Genomic DNA, 15,996 nt, shown 5'->3' on the forward strand with positions numbered 1-15,996 from the left:
GGTGAACCAGCTCAGTGGGATGTGGGTGAGCCGGTCGGCGACTTGGTGTTGTGAGTCGTTGAGTAGGGCGAATCCGATGCGGTAGCCGATGCGGGCCAGCGCGGTGTCCACGATCCAGCCGCCGATGGTGACCGCGGTGAGCACCGCGAGCCAGGGCAGTGCGTGGGTGGGGGTGGCGGAGAACAGGGCGCCGAGCAGCGGCACCAGCAGCAGGCAGCCCGCGGCGCGTAAAACCACGGATAGCACTGAGAGTGCGCTGTAGGTGTAGAGGGAGTTGCGGTGTGCGGGGGGGATGAGGCGGATCAGGTGGGTCAGCATTAGATGTTTTCTCCGGCAAGGACGCTCGAGGGTTCTTGCAGGCGTGCGTCCCACAAGCGCCGGTAGCGCCCGTTGTTGTTCAAAAGTTCGGTGTGGGTGCCGGTTTCTACGAGGTGGCCCTGATCGAGGACCACGATCTGGTCGGCGTCGGCGATGGTGTGTAGTCGGTGGGCGATGACGAGCACGGTGCGGTTGTGAATCAGCCGGCTTAGGGCTTGTTGCACTAAATATTCTGATTCGGGGTCGGCGAAGGCGGTGGCTTCGTCCAGGATCAGGATGGGGGTGTCGGCCAGCAGGGCGCGGGCGATGGTGAGGCGTTGTTTTTCGCCGCCGGACAGTTGGGTGTTGGTGTCTAGGACGGTGTCATAGCCGTTGGGTAGCCGCAGGATTCGTTCATGGATTTGTGCGTCGCGGGCGGCGGTGTGGATGTCGGTGTCGGTGGCTTCGGGGCGGGCTAGTGCGATGTTGTCGCGGACGGTTCCGGCGACCAGTTGTACGTCTTGGAATACGAATCCGACTTTGGTGTAGAGCTCATCGGCGCTCAGGGCGCGGATATCGGTGCCATCGATGCAGATAGCGCCGCCGTCGACGTCATGGAATCGTGCCAGCAGCGAAGCCAGCGTCGATTTACCCGAGCCGGACGGACCCACCAGCGCCGTCACAGTGCCCGGCCGCAGCGTCAGATCCACACCGTGAATAACCGGCACCCCCGGCCGATACCCAAACGTCACCGCATCAAACGAGACGGACGTCTCTCCGGCATGCCCCTCGGAAGCCTGCTCGGTCAATTCGGTCTCGCCGAGGGCAACCGCGATATGCCGCGCGGCCTCCACACCACCACGAATACCGCCGAGGCCGTATGCGATTCCCAGTAGGCGGGTGCCGAAGGTGGTGCCGAGCACCAGGAATGGCAGTAGGGTCGTGGGCTCCATGGCCCCCGCGACGACCAACAGCGTTCCGGCCCCGGCGATCAACCACAGGAACGTCGTTGGCCGGGTAACAAGATCCATAAAGGTCTTCTTCCCGATGAACGGCCGTTGCCATTCATTGAGGAAGGACAGGTATCCGTCCAGCCTGCGTTTGAACGAGGACGCCGCCGAGCCGCCGAAGATCCGGATCACCGGCTGGCCTTCAAGATAGGCGGCCGATTCTCCGCTCATCCGCTCGCTCCAGCGCGAGGCCTCGATGATCTTCGGGCCGCTCTGGAACATCATGGTCGCCGTCGTCACGAGGTAGATCAGGATGGGGATGAGAAGCACCAGCGCCAGGTGCCAGTCGACGAGGAAGAGGTAGATCAGCACCGCCACCGGCCCCACGACGGCCGCCACCGCATCGGGGATCGCGTGAGTGATCAGATAGTGCAGCGACAGGGTGTCGTCCTGAATCAGCTTCTTGACCGATCCCGAACCGCGTTGCGTGAACCACCCCAACGGAACCCGGGAAAGCTTCGACAGGAGCCGTTGCCGAACATCGGCGCTGAACCGTATTTCGACGACATGCATCCAGACGGTGAGGGCAGCGCCGAGAGCGGCGCCGAGTACCAGCAGCGTCAGGAAGATGAATCCGGTGTGCCATAGGCGGGATTCGTCAGCCCCGGCCAGCAGCTGGCGGGTGAGCTCCACGAGCACCACGAACGGCGCCAGCTCGACCATGGTGATGATCGCCTGCAGCACACCACCGGCGATCATCTGCTTCTTGACCGGCGCCAACAACTCCCCGGCAGCCTGCGAACGCCAGCGGCCTTGGGGCACTGCAGGTTCGGAGTGAGCGGCAGGATTCTCGGCGACGGGCTTGGGAGCAGCGGGCTTTGCGACGGGTGCCTGCTGAGTGTCGGTGTCTCCGCGGCGGCTGCCCATGGCGCGGCCGAAGGTCCAGTAGGCCGCGGCGTGCACGTCGGCCTTGGGGAATCCGAATTGTTCCTTGAGGCGCTTGCGCAGATGTTTCAGTGAGCCCGCTTCGGGTCCGGCCCAGGCGTACCAGTTGGACCAGTCGCGGGCCTCGATCGCGCCCGCCAGTGAGGTTTCATCGGTGCGGTCCACCCAGTGCAGAACCCGCCGGGGATGCTCGGTTAGCGGGATGAGCTCATCGTCGGGGCTGTGGCGTTCCAGATAGACCTCGACATCCACATCGGCGGGCAGCGCGGCCAGGATGGAGTTGATCGCCGGGATGGATGCCGAGTCGCCGATGAGCAGGAACCCGGCCGGAAGATCCTCGGGAACCTCAAAACGTGCCGAGCCGAAAGCCACTACCGGAATGGTCATTCCGGGCTGTGCCGCCCCCGCCCACCGGCAGGCGGGTCCGGCGGGTTCGTGGATCACCACATCGATCGCGAACTCGCCGGCCTGGGCATCCGTGGAGACGATGGTGTACGCCCGCTGATGCTCAGTGGCGCCACCCTCGGGATCGGGGAACCAGAACCGCAGCCATTCGGCCGGCGTGTGTAGCAGGTCCTCGAAAAGAGTGGGCGCCGACATCGTCAGCCGCACACAATTCGGTGCAACCTGACTGGTACCGACGACAGTGGCTACGTGATCACGCGCCCCAAGCCCGCGCAGCACCGCACCCTGGAAACCTCTACCCATGCTGATGTGACCTTTGTTTGTGCTCTGCGTGGCTCCGGCCGACACATCCGGGCCATGTACTTAGCCCATCCTAACCTAAGGAGTACGGACGGGGTCAGGTGCGAACGGCGACGTCGTCCGGTGGGGCTGTTTCGGCCTCATCGGGGTCCGCACAGGGGATATCTGTTCCGGCGATCGAGGCCCCAGCCGTCTCGATGAGGAACGGTAGGGCGCATAACCCGACGGCGCAGGCCAGCATCAGGTAGGCGGCAGGGAAGAGATCCCATCCGGTCGCATCGACCATGAGGTCGTTCACCAGTGGCGCAGTACCACCGAACGCGGCGGTCGAGAGGTTGTAGGAAATCGCAAAGCCCGCGTATCGCACCTGGGTGGGAAACATACAGGGGAAGGTCGCGGTAATGGTGGACAGCTGCGGTATGTACAGCAACCCGAGTACCGCGAAACCGACTATTGCCCAGGTGAATCCCTGCCCCATGAGCCAGAACATGGGCAGCGCGAGGACAAGAAGCCCGATCAGGGAGAACAACCACATGGGTTTGCGCCCGACGCGGTCGGAGAGTGCGCCGCAGAACGGCAGAAATGCCATCATGGCGACTTCTCCGATGAGGACGACCATCTGCCCTTCGGTCTCACTCATCCCGAGCCGGGTCTTCAGGTAGGTCGGCTGATAGCTCAGCAGGGTGTAATTAGTGATGTTCAGCGCGATGACCAGCAGCATCATCACGATCATGGGGCGCTTGTAGTCACGCACCAGATCCTTGAGCCGCTCAAACGCGGTCTCCTGGCCCTGCGGCTCCTGCTCCTGCATCTCCTTGAACAAGGGTGGGTCATCGAGGCGGCTCCGTAGATACCAACCGATGAGGCCCATCGGGAGCGCGATGAGGAACGGAATGCGCCAGCCCCAGGAGTGCATGTCCTCCGCGCTGAGGGTGGCATCGAGGACCAGAACGAACGCGGCGCCCGTTGCAAAACCGCCCAAGGTGCCGAACTCGAGAAACGAACCGTACTTGCCGCGCTTCTTATCGGGCGCGAACTCGGCCATAAACGTTGCCGCGCCGCCATATTCGCCGCCGGTGGAGAAACCTTGGATGACCCGCAGCAGGATCATCAGGGCAGGCGCCGCAGCACCGATAGTCGCCCAGCTGGGCAGCACACCGATGAGTGTGGTGGACAACGCCATCAGCACGATGGTGATGGCCATAACGCTTTTGCGGCCCAGCCTGTCACCCAATGGGCCCCAGATCATCCCGCCGAGGGGCCGCAGCAGAAACGAGATCGCATATCCCAGCATCGTGAACGCGGTGCCCAGGGTGGGGAAGAACGCCTGAGTCAGGAAGGTGGTTGTGGCCGCATAGACGCCGTAGTCGTACCACTCCGTGGCGTTTCCCATGGCCGATGCCGCGATGGCCCGGTGCAGCTGCCGCCGACCCGTGGGTGACTGGAAGTCCGGGCCGACGGTCGTCATCAGCGAATACTCGGCGGTCGACCGGTGAGTGGCGTGAATGTCCGCGCAGCGATGTACTCCGGACGAGGCTCCGATCCGGCGAAGGGGCGCTCTGGCGCGTTCTCCACCGAGTTGAACACCAGGAAGACGTTCGAGCGCGGGTACGGGCTGATGTTCGATCCCGACCCGTGCATCAGGTTGCAGTCGAACCACAGCGCATCGCCCGGTTGCCCGAGGAACAGTTCGATACCGCTGGTAAGGGCGGCCTCGGCGAGGGTGTGGGTGGATGGAACGCCAACCTCTTGCTCCACCAGAGATTTCCGATGGTTTTCGTGCGGGGTGGCACCGACGCATGGGTAGAACGTCCGGTGGGTGCCCGGCATGACCTGCAGCGTGCCGTTATAGGCGACGTTGACGGTCAATGCGATCGAGCAGGACACGGTGCGCATCTGGGGGAGTCCGTCTTCGGTGTGCCAGGTCTCGAAATCCGAGTGCCAGTAGAAGCCACGTCCTCTGAATGCGGGCATCGCATTGATGCGCGATTGATGCAGGTAGACCGGCCCGCCCAATAGCTGCTCGGCGACGTCAAGTACGCCCGGCGAGCACGCGACGTCCATGACTACCGAGCTCAGGACGTGCGCCTCGAAGATGGACCGCACCTCATGCGATCCGGCCTCCCGGATGATCCGTGGGTCGTCGCCCAATTGCGATGGCACTCTGTCGATCTCGTTGCGCAGGGTGGATACCGTCATGTCGTCGACGGTGCTCGGTCTGATCAGGAATCCCTGCTCAGACATCTGCGTGAGCGCCGGCGGGGCCAGGGGCCCCTCGCCCATGGCGCCCCACACCACAGGTTCCGTCCTGACGATCGGAGGCTGTTCGGTTTCGAGACGGCTGGGGTAGCGATCGACGATCGCTGGGGCACTCATGAGAGCGCAGGCGCGGCAGGGTATGCGCCGGACTCGTCGTGGACCTCCCGCCCGGTGACAGGAGGATTGAACACACACATCATGCGCATCTGGGTATCGGCGGAAAGCTGGTGTCGCTCATTACCGTTGAGCAGATACATGCTGCCCGGCCCGAGTGTGAACAGTTCACCGTTCTCCAGGTTGGTCAATGTACCGGTACCGGCGGTAAGCCACACCGCCTCGATGTGATGCTGGTAATGGAAGACGTGGACAGTACCTGCGTCAATGGTGGTCTCGTGGAAGGAGAACCCGACTCCGTCATCTGCCAGCACGATCCGCTTGCTATGCCAGCCTTCGCCGCTGACATCGCGTTCGGTGCCCGTGATCTGCTGGGTAGTACGGACGATCACGATAGTTTCCTTTCTCGATCGATTGGATTCTGTACGGACTCAGGCGGATTCTGCGATGGCATCACGCAAGGTGGCGATGCCGATGTCGAGCTGCTCGTCGGTGGTGGTCAGCGCGGGAAGCAGCTTGACGACCTCGTCCTTGGGGCCCGAGGTCTCCACCAACAGGTTCCGCTCGAACGCGGCCTTGCTCACTCGAGAGCCCCGCTCGGCATCGGCAAAGGCAATGCCCTGCACCATGCCGCGGCCACGCACGGTTACCGAGTCGTCGTCGGCGACCAGTGCGGACAGCTCGCTGTGGAGTCGGTCCCCCTTGCGGCGCACGTCATCGCTGAATGTGCTATCCCGCCAATAGTTCTGCAGCGTTGCGGTGGCGGTCACGAAGGCCGGGTTGTTCCCGCGGAAGGTGCCGTTGTGCTCACCCGGAGCCCACTGGTCGAGATCGGGCCGGATCAGGGTCAGAGCCATCGGCAGTCCGTATCCGCTGATCGACTTGGACAGTGTCACGATATCCGGGCGGATGCCCGCGTCTTCGAAGGAGAAGAACGCACCCGTTCGGCCGCAACCCATCTGGACGTCGTCGATGATCAGGAAGATTTCACGGGCGCGGCACAGGTCTGACAGCGCACGCAGCCATTCGGCGCGAGCTACGTTTACTCCACCCTCGCCCTGCACGGTTTCGACGATCACCGCGGCAGGCTTGTTGAGTCCGCCGCCTTCGTCGTCGAGAACTTTCTCAAACCATTGGAAATCTTCGGTGACGCCACCGAAGTAGTTGTCGTACGGCATCGGTGTGGAGTGCACCAGCGGCACGCCCGCTCCGGCGCGCTTCATGGAATTTCCCGTCACGGCCAGTGATCCCAGTGTCATTCCGTGGAAGGCATTGGTGAAGCTGATGACCGACTCGCGCCCGGTGATGTTCCGCGCTAGCTTGAGTGCGGCTTCCACGGCGTTGGTTCCGGTGGGGCCGGGGAACTGGACCTTGTAGTCCATGCCGCGCGGCTCCAGGATGGTGCGCTCGAACTCCTCAAGGAAATGCTGCTTGGCCACGGTGGCCATGTCCAGACCATGCACCACACCGTCAGTCGTCAAGTAGTCGATGAGGGCGGTCTTGAGCACCGGGTTGTTATGCCCGTAGTTGAGCGCACCCGCACCTGAGAAGAAGTCCAGGTAACGCTCACCGGTGGTGTCGGTGAGCCAGGATCCGGAGGCGGACGCGAATGTGGTGGGCCAGCTACGGCAATAGCTCCGCACCTCGGATTCGCGTTCGTTGATGACCTTCGGAAGCCCAGCTTCCTGAGCGGGCAAGGTGGCGGTCATTTCTGTATCCCCTTTCGGCCCAATGTTTTTAGGCACTGTGGCTGGGTGTTTTATGTGGTTCCAGCGGAGTGAGCCGCAATAGTGGCTCTGCCTCATGTGCATCGGGAAAGAGGTCCTCGCCGAATCCTGCGGACTCGGTGAGCTCCATATCCCGCCGGCGGGCAAATCCGGCGAATAACGCACGCGAAGCGGTATTAGACTGTGTGACAGTGGTTTCCATAACCAGGGGTTCACCCTGCAGGGTGGCGAGAGAGTCTGCGAGCCAGGCCAGCATGCTGGCGGCGAGTCCTTTTCCACGGTGTGCCGCATCGACCCCGACCTGCCAGATCATCAGTGATCCAGACGGCCTGAGGTATCCGGTGACGAATCCGATTGTTTTGTCGTCAACGCGTGCGACGGCGGCCGTAGAAGGAAAGTCGGTGCACCACAACAGGTATGCGTATGAAGAATTGACGTCCAATACGCCAGAGTCGCGTGCGATGCGCCACATCTGGCGGGCATCCGACTGCGTTGGGTGGCCAATCGACCACACAGGGGTACAACCTTTTTCATTCTGTAATTCAGTATCGACCACTAAAAATCACCATCACCACAACATGTTTCGTATCAACTCGGGTTTCGTACTGTCCGACCGTAACCACATTGACACCCGGATGGCCAGGACCGGCACCAGCGATGCGGGTCAACTCATGGCGTTTGCCGAGGGTATCCACCTGATGTGACCCTCGTCACATTATTGTGGGACCATGAGAACTTGACGGGATCTTGACGAATGTGCTTCGAGATTGCCCGGCAAAATTCAGTCCTTGCCGCTGAAGCAGCGCTCCCAGCGGTCTGGGTCGGCGAGCATCTCGCCGGGAGGGGTAGCCCAGCAGGCGGCCACCAGGTCATATCCGTGGTGAATGAGTGCTGCGTGTGCGGGCCAATGGGCCTGCAGCCAGTCGGGCTCGTTGTGTGCGCTGTGCACGCCGGCCCGGATAGCGCCCTCGAGTTCGAAGGAGAGGTCGCGTGCTTCTGCGTACGCCGCGTCGTGGGCGGGCTGCACGCGGGCACTCGCGACCAGAGCCAATGCCGCCTGTCGGATCCGGGCCTCGGTGAATGTGAAGGTCTGGCGATGGGCACGCGGCGCGATCAGATACATGGACGCCATGGCGACGGCGACACCGATCAGAGTCTCCGCGAGGCGGTCGCGCACGATCGAGGTGACGGACCCGTGCAAGGTGACCACGCCCGCCGACAGCAGGGCGATGGGTGTCACGAACATGACGGCGACGGCGTAGTTGCGGGGCAGGAAAAGCTCGGTGCAGAACTGCAATGTGGCGATGGCGGCGACGAGCGCGTACCCGGTGAGGGAAAGCTGGTACAGCACTGCGAAGAGGCCGAGCCCGATCACGGTTCCCGCGAAGCGGTGTAGTCCGCGCACCGTTCCGTGTAGCCGGTCCGGACCCAGATGGACGATCACGAGAGCGCTCAGGATCGCCCATTGCGGGCGTGTCAGCCCGACAGCGGAACTGATGACTCCGGCGCCAAGGCAGGCGATGCCGACGCGTCCGGCGGTGATGGTGGCGTGTGAACGGAACCGCACCGAGCGGCGCAGCCGGTACCAAATGCTGGGCCGGACCACCAGGACGTGGTCGCCCGGGATGACGTGATCGAGCACCATCTTGGTGCCGACCGCGGTCTCGGTGAACCGACGATGGGTGTCGAGCATCGTGGCCACCAGGGGTGAATCCGACCGGGTGGAGATTCCCGCGTCGTGCAGGGCGGTCCAAGCCGAGGAGATCGCGAGTCCCGCGGCGTGGCGTGCGTCGACTGTCGCCTTGCCTGGCTGTGCGTAGCCGTCAACGGCATCGACTGCCCGCTGCACGGCGACACGTTCCGGTTTGTGAAGGTCAACCGCGGCGCCGACCATCGAAACGGCCACCGCTGCAACGGCCCCCAGGCTTGCGCAGACAAGAATCTTGATCGGATCCACACCCCATTCGGTTGCGCCGAGCGCGCCGCCGCACACCAGCACGAAGAACAGGGCGCCCGGCGGACCAAGCCGAAGCGCGTCCACGGTGTACACGACCGGGACCGCGACGGCCGTCAGAGTGAGGATGATGGCCACCTTGTTGGCGACGCCGCCGGGGGCATGGGTGCCGACGAAGGCGCCGAGCATCGCGATGAGAAGCAGCGCCGCTCCCGCGGTGGCGACGACGGCGGCACGTACCCGGTACGGGCGTCCCTCGCCGTAGAGGACGGCGAAGGCGCCGTAGGTGACATAGAGTGCCGCATTCGGATACCCGGCGGCCACCACGAGCGCCCCGGGAATGGCGACGGCGGCACCGGCGCGTAAGCCGATGCTCCACCGCCTGCCCGCCGGCGGCGCGGAGAACAGGATGGAACGGGCCCGGGCGATCTGCGGTAGCGGATCCGGCGATTCAGGCGCGGACGGGGTCACACGTCATTTCATACCGTGCCGTTGCCGGTAGGCGCGCTGTTTGCAGGCGGGGGAGCAGTAGCGTGCAGGCCGTCCCTTCCCGTGCGTGATCAGTTCGGAGCCGCAGAAATCGCAGCTCGTGTGCATCTCGGCGGGTATTTCGTCACGAACTGAAGGAGATTCGTAACAGGTGCCGCGCGCCGCGGACACCAGGTTGTTGCCGGCAGCGCGGCCACGGGGGGTGCGGATGCGGAGCTCACCATCGAGATACGGGCAATCGACGATGTCCTCGTTCTGGCAGGACAGCAGGTGGTTCAGGTATTCGCGTGCGCGATTGAGCTGTTCGATACGCGTGGAGATCTCGGCGACCTGTTCGGTGACCGCGACACGCCAGGTATCGGGTTGCGCCGAATGCGATGTCACGACGGCCGCCTGGCGCAGCGGCATCATCCCGGTGATGCAGCACAGGTATGCGATGCCGATGCGCCGCAGGTCTCGCTCGGTGTAGGTGCGGCGTCCGCTGTGCTGTACCGGCGAATTCAGGACGCCCTGCTTCTCCCACCACCGCAGGGTCGATGGGCTGAGGCCGTAGAGGGCCGCCGCCTCGCCGATGTTCACGGTGGGTTCGGTGGGTGCTGGTCTGGACATCAAGCTCACTTCACCATTGAAACTTAGGTAAACCTAACTTGCAAGGGGGTGTGAGCGACGCGCTAGTCCAGCAGTGTCCGGCCGAGATATCCGTCCTCAGTGGTGCCCGGCGGTATGACGAAGACGGCAGATCCGACCGCGCTGTTCCACTGATTGAACTCGTCGCGTTCGGCCAACCGTCGCTGAACCGGGACGAACTGCGTGGCGATATCACGTTGATAGGCAGCGAAAATCAGGCCCGAGTTCGACGAAGAGCCGGGCAGCGGTGCGTCGTCGAAGTTGTACGGACGGCGCAGGAATTTCTCGTGCGGATTGCGGTGGCGGGCCAGGGCGACATGTGAGGTCGCCGGTATTACGGGGATGCCACCACGGGTCATCTCCAGGTCGGGTTCGTCGGATTCCTTCTCGCCCGTCAGTGGCGCACCGTTGGCTGCTCGCCGGCCCATCACCAGGTCGCGGAGCTTGACGTCTAGCTGGTCCCATCCGTCCAGGTCCATGGTGATCCTGCGAAGGACCAAAAGCGTTCCGCCCCTGAGCCATTGATGATCTTCGCCCTGGTGCCACAGCAGAGTGTCGAGCTCGGGCACGGTGGGGTTCACCGTGCCGTCGACTTGCCCCATGAGGTTGCGCATGGTGCCCCCCGAGGAGTCTTCCGCGCGTGGTGTCCGGAATCCGGTCTGGCGCCAGCGTTCGGTAGCCAGCGAGCGCACATTCTTCAAGAGAACCCGCGCCGCATGCGCCACCACCAGCATGTCGTCGGCACAAATCTGCAGCAGGAGATCTCCTCCGCACCAACGTTTGTCAAGTTTGTCGGTGGCGAACGCCGGGAAGTCGCGTGCCGAGACGGGACATCTGTTGGCCAGGCCCGCCTTGGCGAACACCGACGGGCCCAAGCCTGTCGTGATGGTCAATCGTGCTGTGGTCGTTGCCAATTCCGGCTCGGTGTCGGCGAGAGCGGGCAGGCCCTGGGTCAATCTGGCCGCGTCGGTGGTCCACAGACGTAAGACCGATCGCAGATTCTCCCGAGTCGACTGTTCGTCTGTGCTGCCGGGTAGTAGATCCAGGGCGAGGAACAACGCGTGTGACTGCGGGGCGGTGGTGATTCCGGCCTGATGCTCTCCGTGGAACGGTTCGACAGCAGGTGCGCCCTGTGGCCGTGCTGCTTGGGATTGGGCCGACCACGCCGAGAGCCCGGCGCCCGCGGTGAGGGCGGCCGCGGCGCCGCCGCCGACAATGAGTCCCCGTCGGGACAGAGAACGACGCGTCATGCTCAGGGCTGGTAGTTCTCGTTGCCGCCTGCGAAGTCGCGGATCTGGGCGGTCAGCGGCTTGGTTGAGCCATCCTGGAAGGCCAGTGTGATGACGACGTCTTGGCCCGGGCGCAGGGGCGTGGTCAGTCCCATGAGCATGACGTGATCGCCGCCGGGGGAGAGCTTGTGCTCGCCGTTGGGGGGAATGGCGACCCCGCCCTCCTTGGGACGCATCAACCCGCCGGGAGTCACCTCATGGAGCTCGACAGACCGGGCGGCCGGCGAGGTGGCGGACACGATGCGTGCCTCACTGGAACCGTTGTTGTGCACGGTGCCGAACACCGAGGTCATGGAGCCGTCGGGAGCGGACTTTGCCCATTGGTCGGTGATGGTGACTGCCGAAGCCTGCGTGGCCTGGGTGGCGGATGTGGACTCATGCGCCGAACAACCGGCGAGCAAGGACAGCGCGACTGCTGCCGGGATGACGATCTTCACGTTCAGCTAGTCGTGTGCCGGTGACGGAAAGTTCCGGCGGCGCAGGCTCAGCTCGGTGAAGAGCCGCTCGGTGGCGGTCGTGGCGGCGTCGATATCGCCGGCGATGACAGCCTCGACGAGCATCGTGTGTTCGTGCTCGAACGAGCACTCCGCGCCTATCGGGTTTCCTCGCATGTAATGGTCCATCAGGCCCAGCAGCGAATCGTAAAGTTCCAGATAAAGGGCATTGTGGCTTGCGGCCACCACGGCCCGGTGCACCGCGATGTCGGTGGAGATGGCGTCCTCGACATCCTGGGGTGCGACGTGATGGGGCGCCCATAGCGCGTTGCGCCGTTGCAGCATGGCGCGGAGGTGCTCGATGTCATCCTCATCACGTCGCTGGGCGGCGAGCCCGGCGGCGGTCACCTCAAGGGTCTGCCGCAGTTCGATCAGATCGCGGTCATTGGCGGCCGCGAAGTAGTCGGCGATGGCTGAGCCGCTTCCGCCCACCGACAGCACGTAGGTGCCGGACCCCTGGCGCCGTTCCAGCATCCCGGCGTGTACCAGGGCCTGGACCGCCTCTCTAATTGTGTTGCGGGAGGTCCCGGTGAGCTCGCACAATTCAGGTTCGGTCGGAATGCGCGCGCCGATGGCCCAGCGTCCCGACAGAATCTCCTCGCGGAGTTGCTCGGTGACCTGGCCAATCAGTGTTTGGCGACGGACCGGCTGCATGAGGGCTCATCGTAGCGTGCGGTGGAAATCACCTTGAACCCATTCATCCATTCATCCTATGATTTGCCGGGGCCTACAGGAGGATGAACGTTGACTACGGCTGCGCAAGACACCGGAACCGCCACGCACGATTCGATGCGGGCCGTATCGGCGACCGCGCTGCGCCGTGGTCGCCTCATGGTGCTGATCGCGATCCTGTTGTTCGCGCTGTGCCTTCGTTCCGCGGTCACCTCGCTGACGCCGCTGCTGACGCAGATCTCACACGAGATCGGGTTCGGGTCTGCGGTGATCGGTGTGTTCGGGATGCTGCCGACGGCCATGTTCGCCGTCGCGGGACTGGTGACCCCCGCACTCACCGAGCGTTTCGGTCTGGAGCGCACGACACTCGCCGCGGTGGTGGCCACCGTGATCGGTATGGCGGCGCGGCCCGCGATGAACTCAACCGGCGGTTTGTTGGTGCTGTCCTGCCTGGCTCTGCTCGGTATGGGCATCGGCAACGTCGTGATCCCGCCATTGGTCAAGCGGTACTTCTCGCATCGCGTCGCGCTGATGAGCGCTTCCTATCTCACGGTGTTGCAGATCGGCACCACGGTTCCGGCATTGACCGCTGTGCCCCTGGCTGACACCTACGGTTGGCGATTCTCGCTGGCGGCCTGGGTGCTTGTTCCGGTCGCGGCGCTGCTGCCGTGGATCGGTGTCGTCATCGCGCGCCGCGGCCATGATGTCGAGGACCATTCCGCCGAGCCGCATGCGGATCCTTCTGCGGTGGGCCAAGTTTGGCGATCACCGTTGGCATGGGGCATGGCCGGTATGTTCGGCATGACGTCCCTGGTCACGTATTCCATGTTCACCTGGATTCCGGCGATTCTCACCTCGGCCGGCGGCAGTGCCGCGCTGGGAGGCGTCATGGTGGCCATCTTCTCGGCCGTGGGATTCGTTGGCACGCTGACAATCCCACCGTTGGCTGCCCGTATGCGTAATCCGTTCCCGCTGGTGGTGGCCTGCCTGGTCTGCTTCCTCGTCGGATTTGCCGGGCTGTTGTGGATGCCGATGACCGCGACCGCCGTGTGGGTGATCGCGCTCGGATTCGGGCCGTCCACCTTCCCGTTGGGATTGACGCTGGTGAATCTGCGTACCCGCACGCCTGCCGGTTCCGCGGCGTTGTCCGGGTTTACCCAGGGGGTCGGCTATGCCGTCGCGTGCTTGGGCCCCTTGCTGTTTGGTGTGCTGCATGATGTGACCGGCGGTTGGTATGCGCCGTTCGGCCTTCTGCTCGTCGCAATCACCGTGCTGGGCGTCGGCGCCTTCCAGGCGTGCAAACCGCGCATGCTGGAAGACACCTGGGGCCGCTGAGCCCAGCCGGATCAGGCCGGTTGGTGGATGAGCAGTGGCAGTACCGCTCGCGCTCCGGCCTTGCGCAGATGGGCGGCGGCAACGGTGATGGGCCACCGGGTAGACGTCGAGTCTGCCACCAGCAGCACGCATCGGCCGTTGACCATGTCCCGGAGTGAGTCGTCTGCGCTGATCGCGTCACGCCAGTAGGCGGCTTCCTCGCCGCCGGAGGAATCACGGCCCGGAGCCATACCCACAACCGCTGGCATCGCCGCCTGCTGTAGGCGACCGATCGTCGCAATTCGCTCGGTCACTGGCTGCACCGGCCGGGGCGTACCGGTCAGCTGCAGCGACACCGCGATCTCGGGGCGGGCGACCCATTCGTCGCGCCATCGAGCGAGCGTGGAAACCGCGGCCTGGGTCAGGACTTCGATCGCCTCGGGCTCGCCCGTTACCGCAGCGGCGATTACCCCGCTCCACTCCGGAGCATCGGCATGGACCAGCACGCGGCCGGGCTCGGCGAGCAGGTCCGCTGGAATCTTGCCGCGGGTACCGAACTCTCCACCAGGCCACATCTTTCGGGGTTCAAGCACCGTGGAGTCGGTGCGCAGGGTGGCCGCGACCATCTGCATCAGCTCGGCGGACGCGGGCAGTCCGAGCCCATCGGGTGTCTGCCCGAGGCACACCGAACACTGTCCGCAGGATGCCGCCTGGGGGTCGTCAAGCGATTCCGTGAGCAGCTGCATGAGGCAGCGCTCTCCACGTGTGTAGGCCTTCATGATGTCGGCCTCGCGGCGGCGGGTAGCAATGATGCCGTCGTAGTGCACTGTGTCGAAATACCAAGGGCTACCGGTAGATCGCCAGCCGCCGTCGACCCGCTCCACCGCGCCGTCGACGGCGAGTTGTTTGACCATGAGCTCGATTCGTGTGCGCCGAATACCTGTCTTGGCTTCGAGCGCGTTTACCGATACCGATCCCTCATCATCGCGCGTCTCACCGGCCAGGGCGGTGAGCACCGTGTCCATCTGCTTGGGATCTGGAATCGAAGCGGTGGTGAAGTAGTCCCATATACCGGCGTCCGATTCCGACGGAAGCAGCACGACCGCCGCATGGTCGATGGCGCGGCCGGCGCGCCCCACCTGCTGGTAGTAGCCGACTGGTGATGGCGGTGACCCGATGTGGACTACGAATCCAAGGTCGGGCTTGTCGAAGCCCATCCCCAGGGCAGACGTGGCGATCAGCGCCTTGATCCGGTTCTCGCGTAGCGCGTCCTCCAGCCGGGCTCGCGCGTCCGCGTCGAGTTGGCCTGTGTAGGCAGCGACTTTCGCCTGTGGGTGTACCGCATGGATGGCGTTCACGAGCCGTTGCGCGTCGGCGACGGTGAGCACGTAGACGATGCCCGACCCAGGTAGTTCGTCGAGATGCCGAGCGACCCAGGCATAGCGTGCCAGCGGCGACATCGGTGGCAACACGTTGAGCTGCAATGAGCGACGGGCTAGCGGTCCCCGGAGAACAAGGGTGGCGTCGCCCAGCTGGGTGGCCACGTCTTCGGTGACCCGCGCGTTCGCGGTGGCGGTGGTGGCCAGTACCGGTGTGTCTGGATTCATCCGGGTGAGCACGTCGGAGACCCGGCGGTAGTCGGGACGAAAATCGTGTCCCCAGTCCGATACCGCGTGCGCCTCGTCGATGACCAGCAGTCCCATGGAGCCTTCGAGTGCCGAAAGCACCCTACGGCCGAAAGAGGGGTTGGCCAGCCGCTCAGGTGATACCAGAAGCACATCGACGTCACCGGCCACGAGCCGCGCTTCGATCGAACTCCAGTCGTCGAAGTTCGACGAGTTGAGCGTCGCGGCGCGCAGCCCTGCCCGAGCGGCGGCGGCGACTTGATCGCGCATCAGGGACAGCAGCGGCGAGACGATCAGTGCCGGACCGGCGCCCTCGGAACGCCGGATCGCTGTCGCGACCCAATACACCGCGGACTTGCCCCAACCCGTGGCTTGGACCACCAGCACCCGAGCTGCGGGCTCCAGTAGTGCTGTCACTGCGGTTTCTTGATCTTCCCGCAGGACTGTACCGGGACCGGCCAGCGCCTCGATCACCTCTCGGGCCTGATCTGCCCTGGCCCCATTCAGTTGGCCCATGCCTCAGGTCCCCCTCGTG

The 15,996-nt window shown here is 64.3% G+C and carries 13 protein-coding genes and 1 pseudogene; 1 reads left to right on the forward strand and 13 read right to left on the reverse strand.

Going from position 1 to position 15,996, the window contains the following annotated elements:
* The 12 genes and pseudogenes from AOT87_RS16870 to AOT87_RS16925 form a co-directional block, all read right to left on the reverse strand.
* Window positions 1-318 (reverse strand): annotated as a pseudogene (locus AOT87_RS16870) (iron ABC transporter permease); the annotation flags it as partial.
* A complete protein-coding gene (locus AOT87_RS16875) occupies window positions 318-2,900 on the reverse strand; it encodes an ABC transporter ATP-binding protein/permease (protein WP_057968259.1) in 2,583 nt (860 codons plus the stop codon). The pseudogene AOT87_RS16870 and the gene AOT87_RS16875, both read right to left, overlap by 1 nt.
* Window positions 2,901-2,994: 94 nt before the next feature.
* Entirely contained in the window at window positions 2,995-4,290 is a 1,296-nt protein-coding gene (locus AOT87_RS16880) for an MFS transporter (protein ID WP_044105790.1), read from the reverse strand.
* A 74-nt stretch (window positions 4,291-4,364) separates the two neighbouring features.
* Window positions 4,365-5,273 carry an ectoine hydroxylase gene (gene thpD, locus AOT87_RS16885; RefSeq protein ID WP_030098120.1) on the reverse strand — a complete coding sequence of 303 codons (909 nt, stop codon included), beginning with the start codon at window positions 5,271-5,273 and terminating at the stop codon, window positions 4,365-4,367.
* Window positions 5,270-5,662 carry an ectoine synthase gene (locus AOT87_RS16890; protein WP_030098119.1) on the reverse strand — a complete coding sequence of 131 codons (393 nt, stop codon included), beginning with the start codon at window positions 5,660-5,662 and terminating at the stop codon, window positions 5,270-5,272. Before AOT87_RS16890 ends, thpD begins: the two co-directional genes overlap by 4 nt.
* Window positions 5,663-5,701: 39 nt before the next feature.
* Window positions 5,702-6,979 (reverse strand): diaminobutyrate--2-oxoglutarate transaminase, encoded by a 1,278-nt coding sequence (gene ectB, locus AOT87_RS16895; protein ID WP_030098118.1) that lies wholly within the window; start codon window positions 6,977-6,979, stop codon window positions 5,702-5,704.
* A 28-nt stretch (window positions 6,980-7,007) separates the two neighbouring features.
* Window positions 7,008-7,469, reverse strand: a complete 462-nt coding sequence (ectA, locus tag AOT87_RS16900; protein ID WP_057964003.1) for a diaminobutyrate acetyltransferase — start codon at window positions 7,467-7,469, stop codon at window positions 7,008-7,010.
* A gap of 309 nt (window positions 7,470-7,778) precedes the next feature.
* Complete coding sequence (locus AOT87_RS16905; protein WP_057968252.1) at window positions 7,779-9,422, reverse strand: FUSC family protein; 1,644 nt, start codon at window positions 9,420-9,422, stop codon at window positions 7,779-7,781.
* Window positions 9,423-9,425: 3 nt separating this feature from the next.
* On the reverse strand, window positions 9,426-10,049 hold the full coding sequence (locus AOT87_RS16910) for a MerR family transcriptional regulator (RefSeq protein WP_046253557.1): 624 nt from the start codon (window positions 10,047-10,049) through the stop codon (window positions 9,426-9,428).
* A 62-nt stretch (window positions 10,050-10,111) separates the two neighbouring features.
* The gene (locus AOT87_RS16915) at window positions 10,112-11,317 is read right to left on the reverse strand and encodes a Dyp-type peroxidase (RefSeq protein WP_057968253.1); all 1,206 of its coding nucleotides are present in this window, start codon (window positions 11,315-11,317) and stop codon (window positions 10,112-10,114) included.
* Between the two features lie 2 nt (window positions 11,318-11,319).
* Window positions 11,320-11,793 (reverse strand): copper chaperone PCu(A)C, encoded by a 474-nt coding sequence (locus AOT87_RS16920; RefSeq protein WP_057968254.1) that lies wholly within the window; start codon window positions 11,791-11,793, stop codon window positions 11,320-11,322.
* A gap of 6 nt (window positions 11,794-11,799) precedes the next feature.
* Entirely contained in the window at window positions 11,800-12,504 is a 705-nt protein-coding gene (locus AOT87_RS16925; RefSeq protein ID WP_057968255.1) for a FadR/GntR family transcriptional regulator, read from the reverse strand.
* 135 nt (window positions 12,505-12,639) lie between these two features.
* Here AOT87_RS16925 and AOT87_RS16930 point away from each other — a divergent pair, with 135 nt between their 5' ends.
* Entirely contained in the window at window positions 12,640-13,857 is a 1,218-nt protein-coding gene (locus AOT87_RS16930; RefSeq protein WP_057968256.1) for an MFS transporter, read from the forward strand.
* A gap of 11 nt (window positions 13,858-13,868) precedes the next feature.
* Here the strand turns inward: AOT87_RS16930 and AOT87_RS16935 are convergent, their stop codons facing one another.
* Window positions 13,869-15,977: a DEAD/DEAH box helicase gene (locus AOT87_RS16935; RefSeq protein WP_057968257.1), complete on the reverse strand. Its 2,109-nt coding sequence runs from the start codon at window positions 15,975-15,977 to the stop codon at window positions 13,869-13,871.
* Window positions 15,978-15,996: the final 19 nt, after the last annotated feature.

The sequence above is a fragment of the Mycobacteroides sp. H003 genome, from assembly GCF_001440135.1.
In the GTDB taxonomy this organism is placed as follows: domain Bacteria; phylum Actinomycetota; class Actinomycetes; order Mycobacteriales; family Mycobacteriaceae; genus Mycobacterium; species Mycobacterium gwanakae.

What these genes read in the sequence shown, in the direction of transcription:
- AOT87_RS16875 (WP_057968259.1), bottom strand. Translation starts at nt 2,900, where the DNA reads ATGGGTAGAGGTTTCCAGGGTGCGGTGCTGCGCGGGCTTGGGGCGCGT.
- AOT87_RS16880 (WP_044105790.1), bottom strand. Translation starts at nt 4,290, where the DNA reads ATGGGAAACGCCACGGAGTGGTACGACTACGGCGTCTATGCGGCCACA.
- thpD (WP_030098120.1), bottom strand. Translation starts at nt 5,273, where the DNA reads ATGAGTGCCCCAGCGATCGTCGATCGCTACCCCAGCCGTCTCGAAACC.
- ectB (WP_030098118.1), bottom strand. Translation starts at nt 6,979, where the DNA reads ATGACCGCCACCTTGCCCGCTCAGGAAGCTGGGCTTCCGAAGGTCATC.
- ectA (WP_057964003.1), bottom strand. Translation starts at nt 7,469, where the DNA reads ATGTGGCGCATCGCACGCGACTCTGGCGTATTGGACGTCAATTCTTCA.
- AOT87_RS16910 (WP_046253557.1), bottom strand. Translation starts at nt 10,049, where the DNA reads ATGTCCAGACCAGCACCCACCGAACCCACCGTGAACATCGGCGAGGCG.
- AOT87_RS16915 (WP_057968253.1), bottom strand. Translation starts at nt 11,317, where the DNA reads ATGACGCGTCGTTCTCTGTCCCGACGGGGACTCATTGTCGGCGGCGGC.
- AOT87_RS16925 (WP_057968255.1), bottom strand. Translation starts at nt 12,504, where the DNA reads ATGCAGCCGGTCCGTCGCCAAACACTGATTGGCCAGGTCACCGAGCAA.
- AOT87_RS16930 (WP_057968256.1), top strand. Translation starts at nt 12,640, where the DNA reads ATGCGGGCCGTATCGGCGACCGCGCTGCGCCGTGGTCGCCTCATGGTG.
- AOT87_RS16935 (WP_057968257.1), bottom strand. Translation starts at nt 15,977, where the DNA reads ATGGGCCAACTGAATGGGGCCAGGGCAGATCAGGCCCGAGAGGTGATC.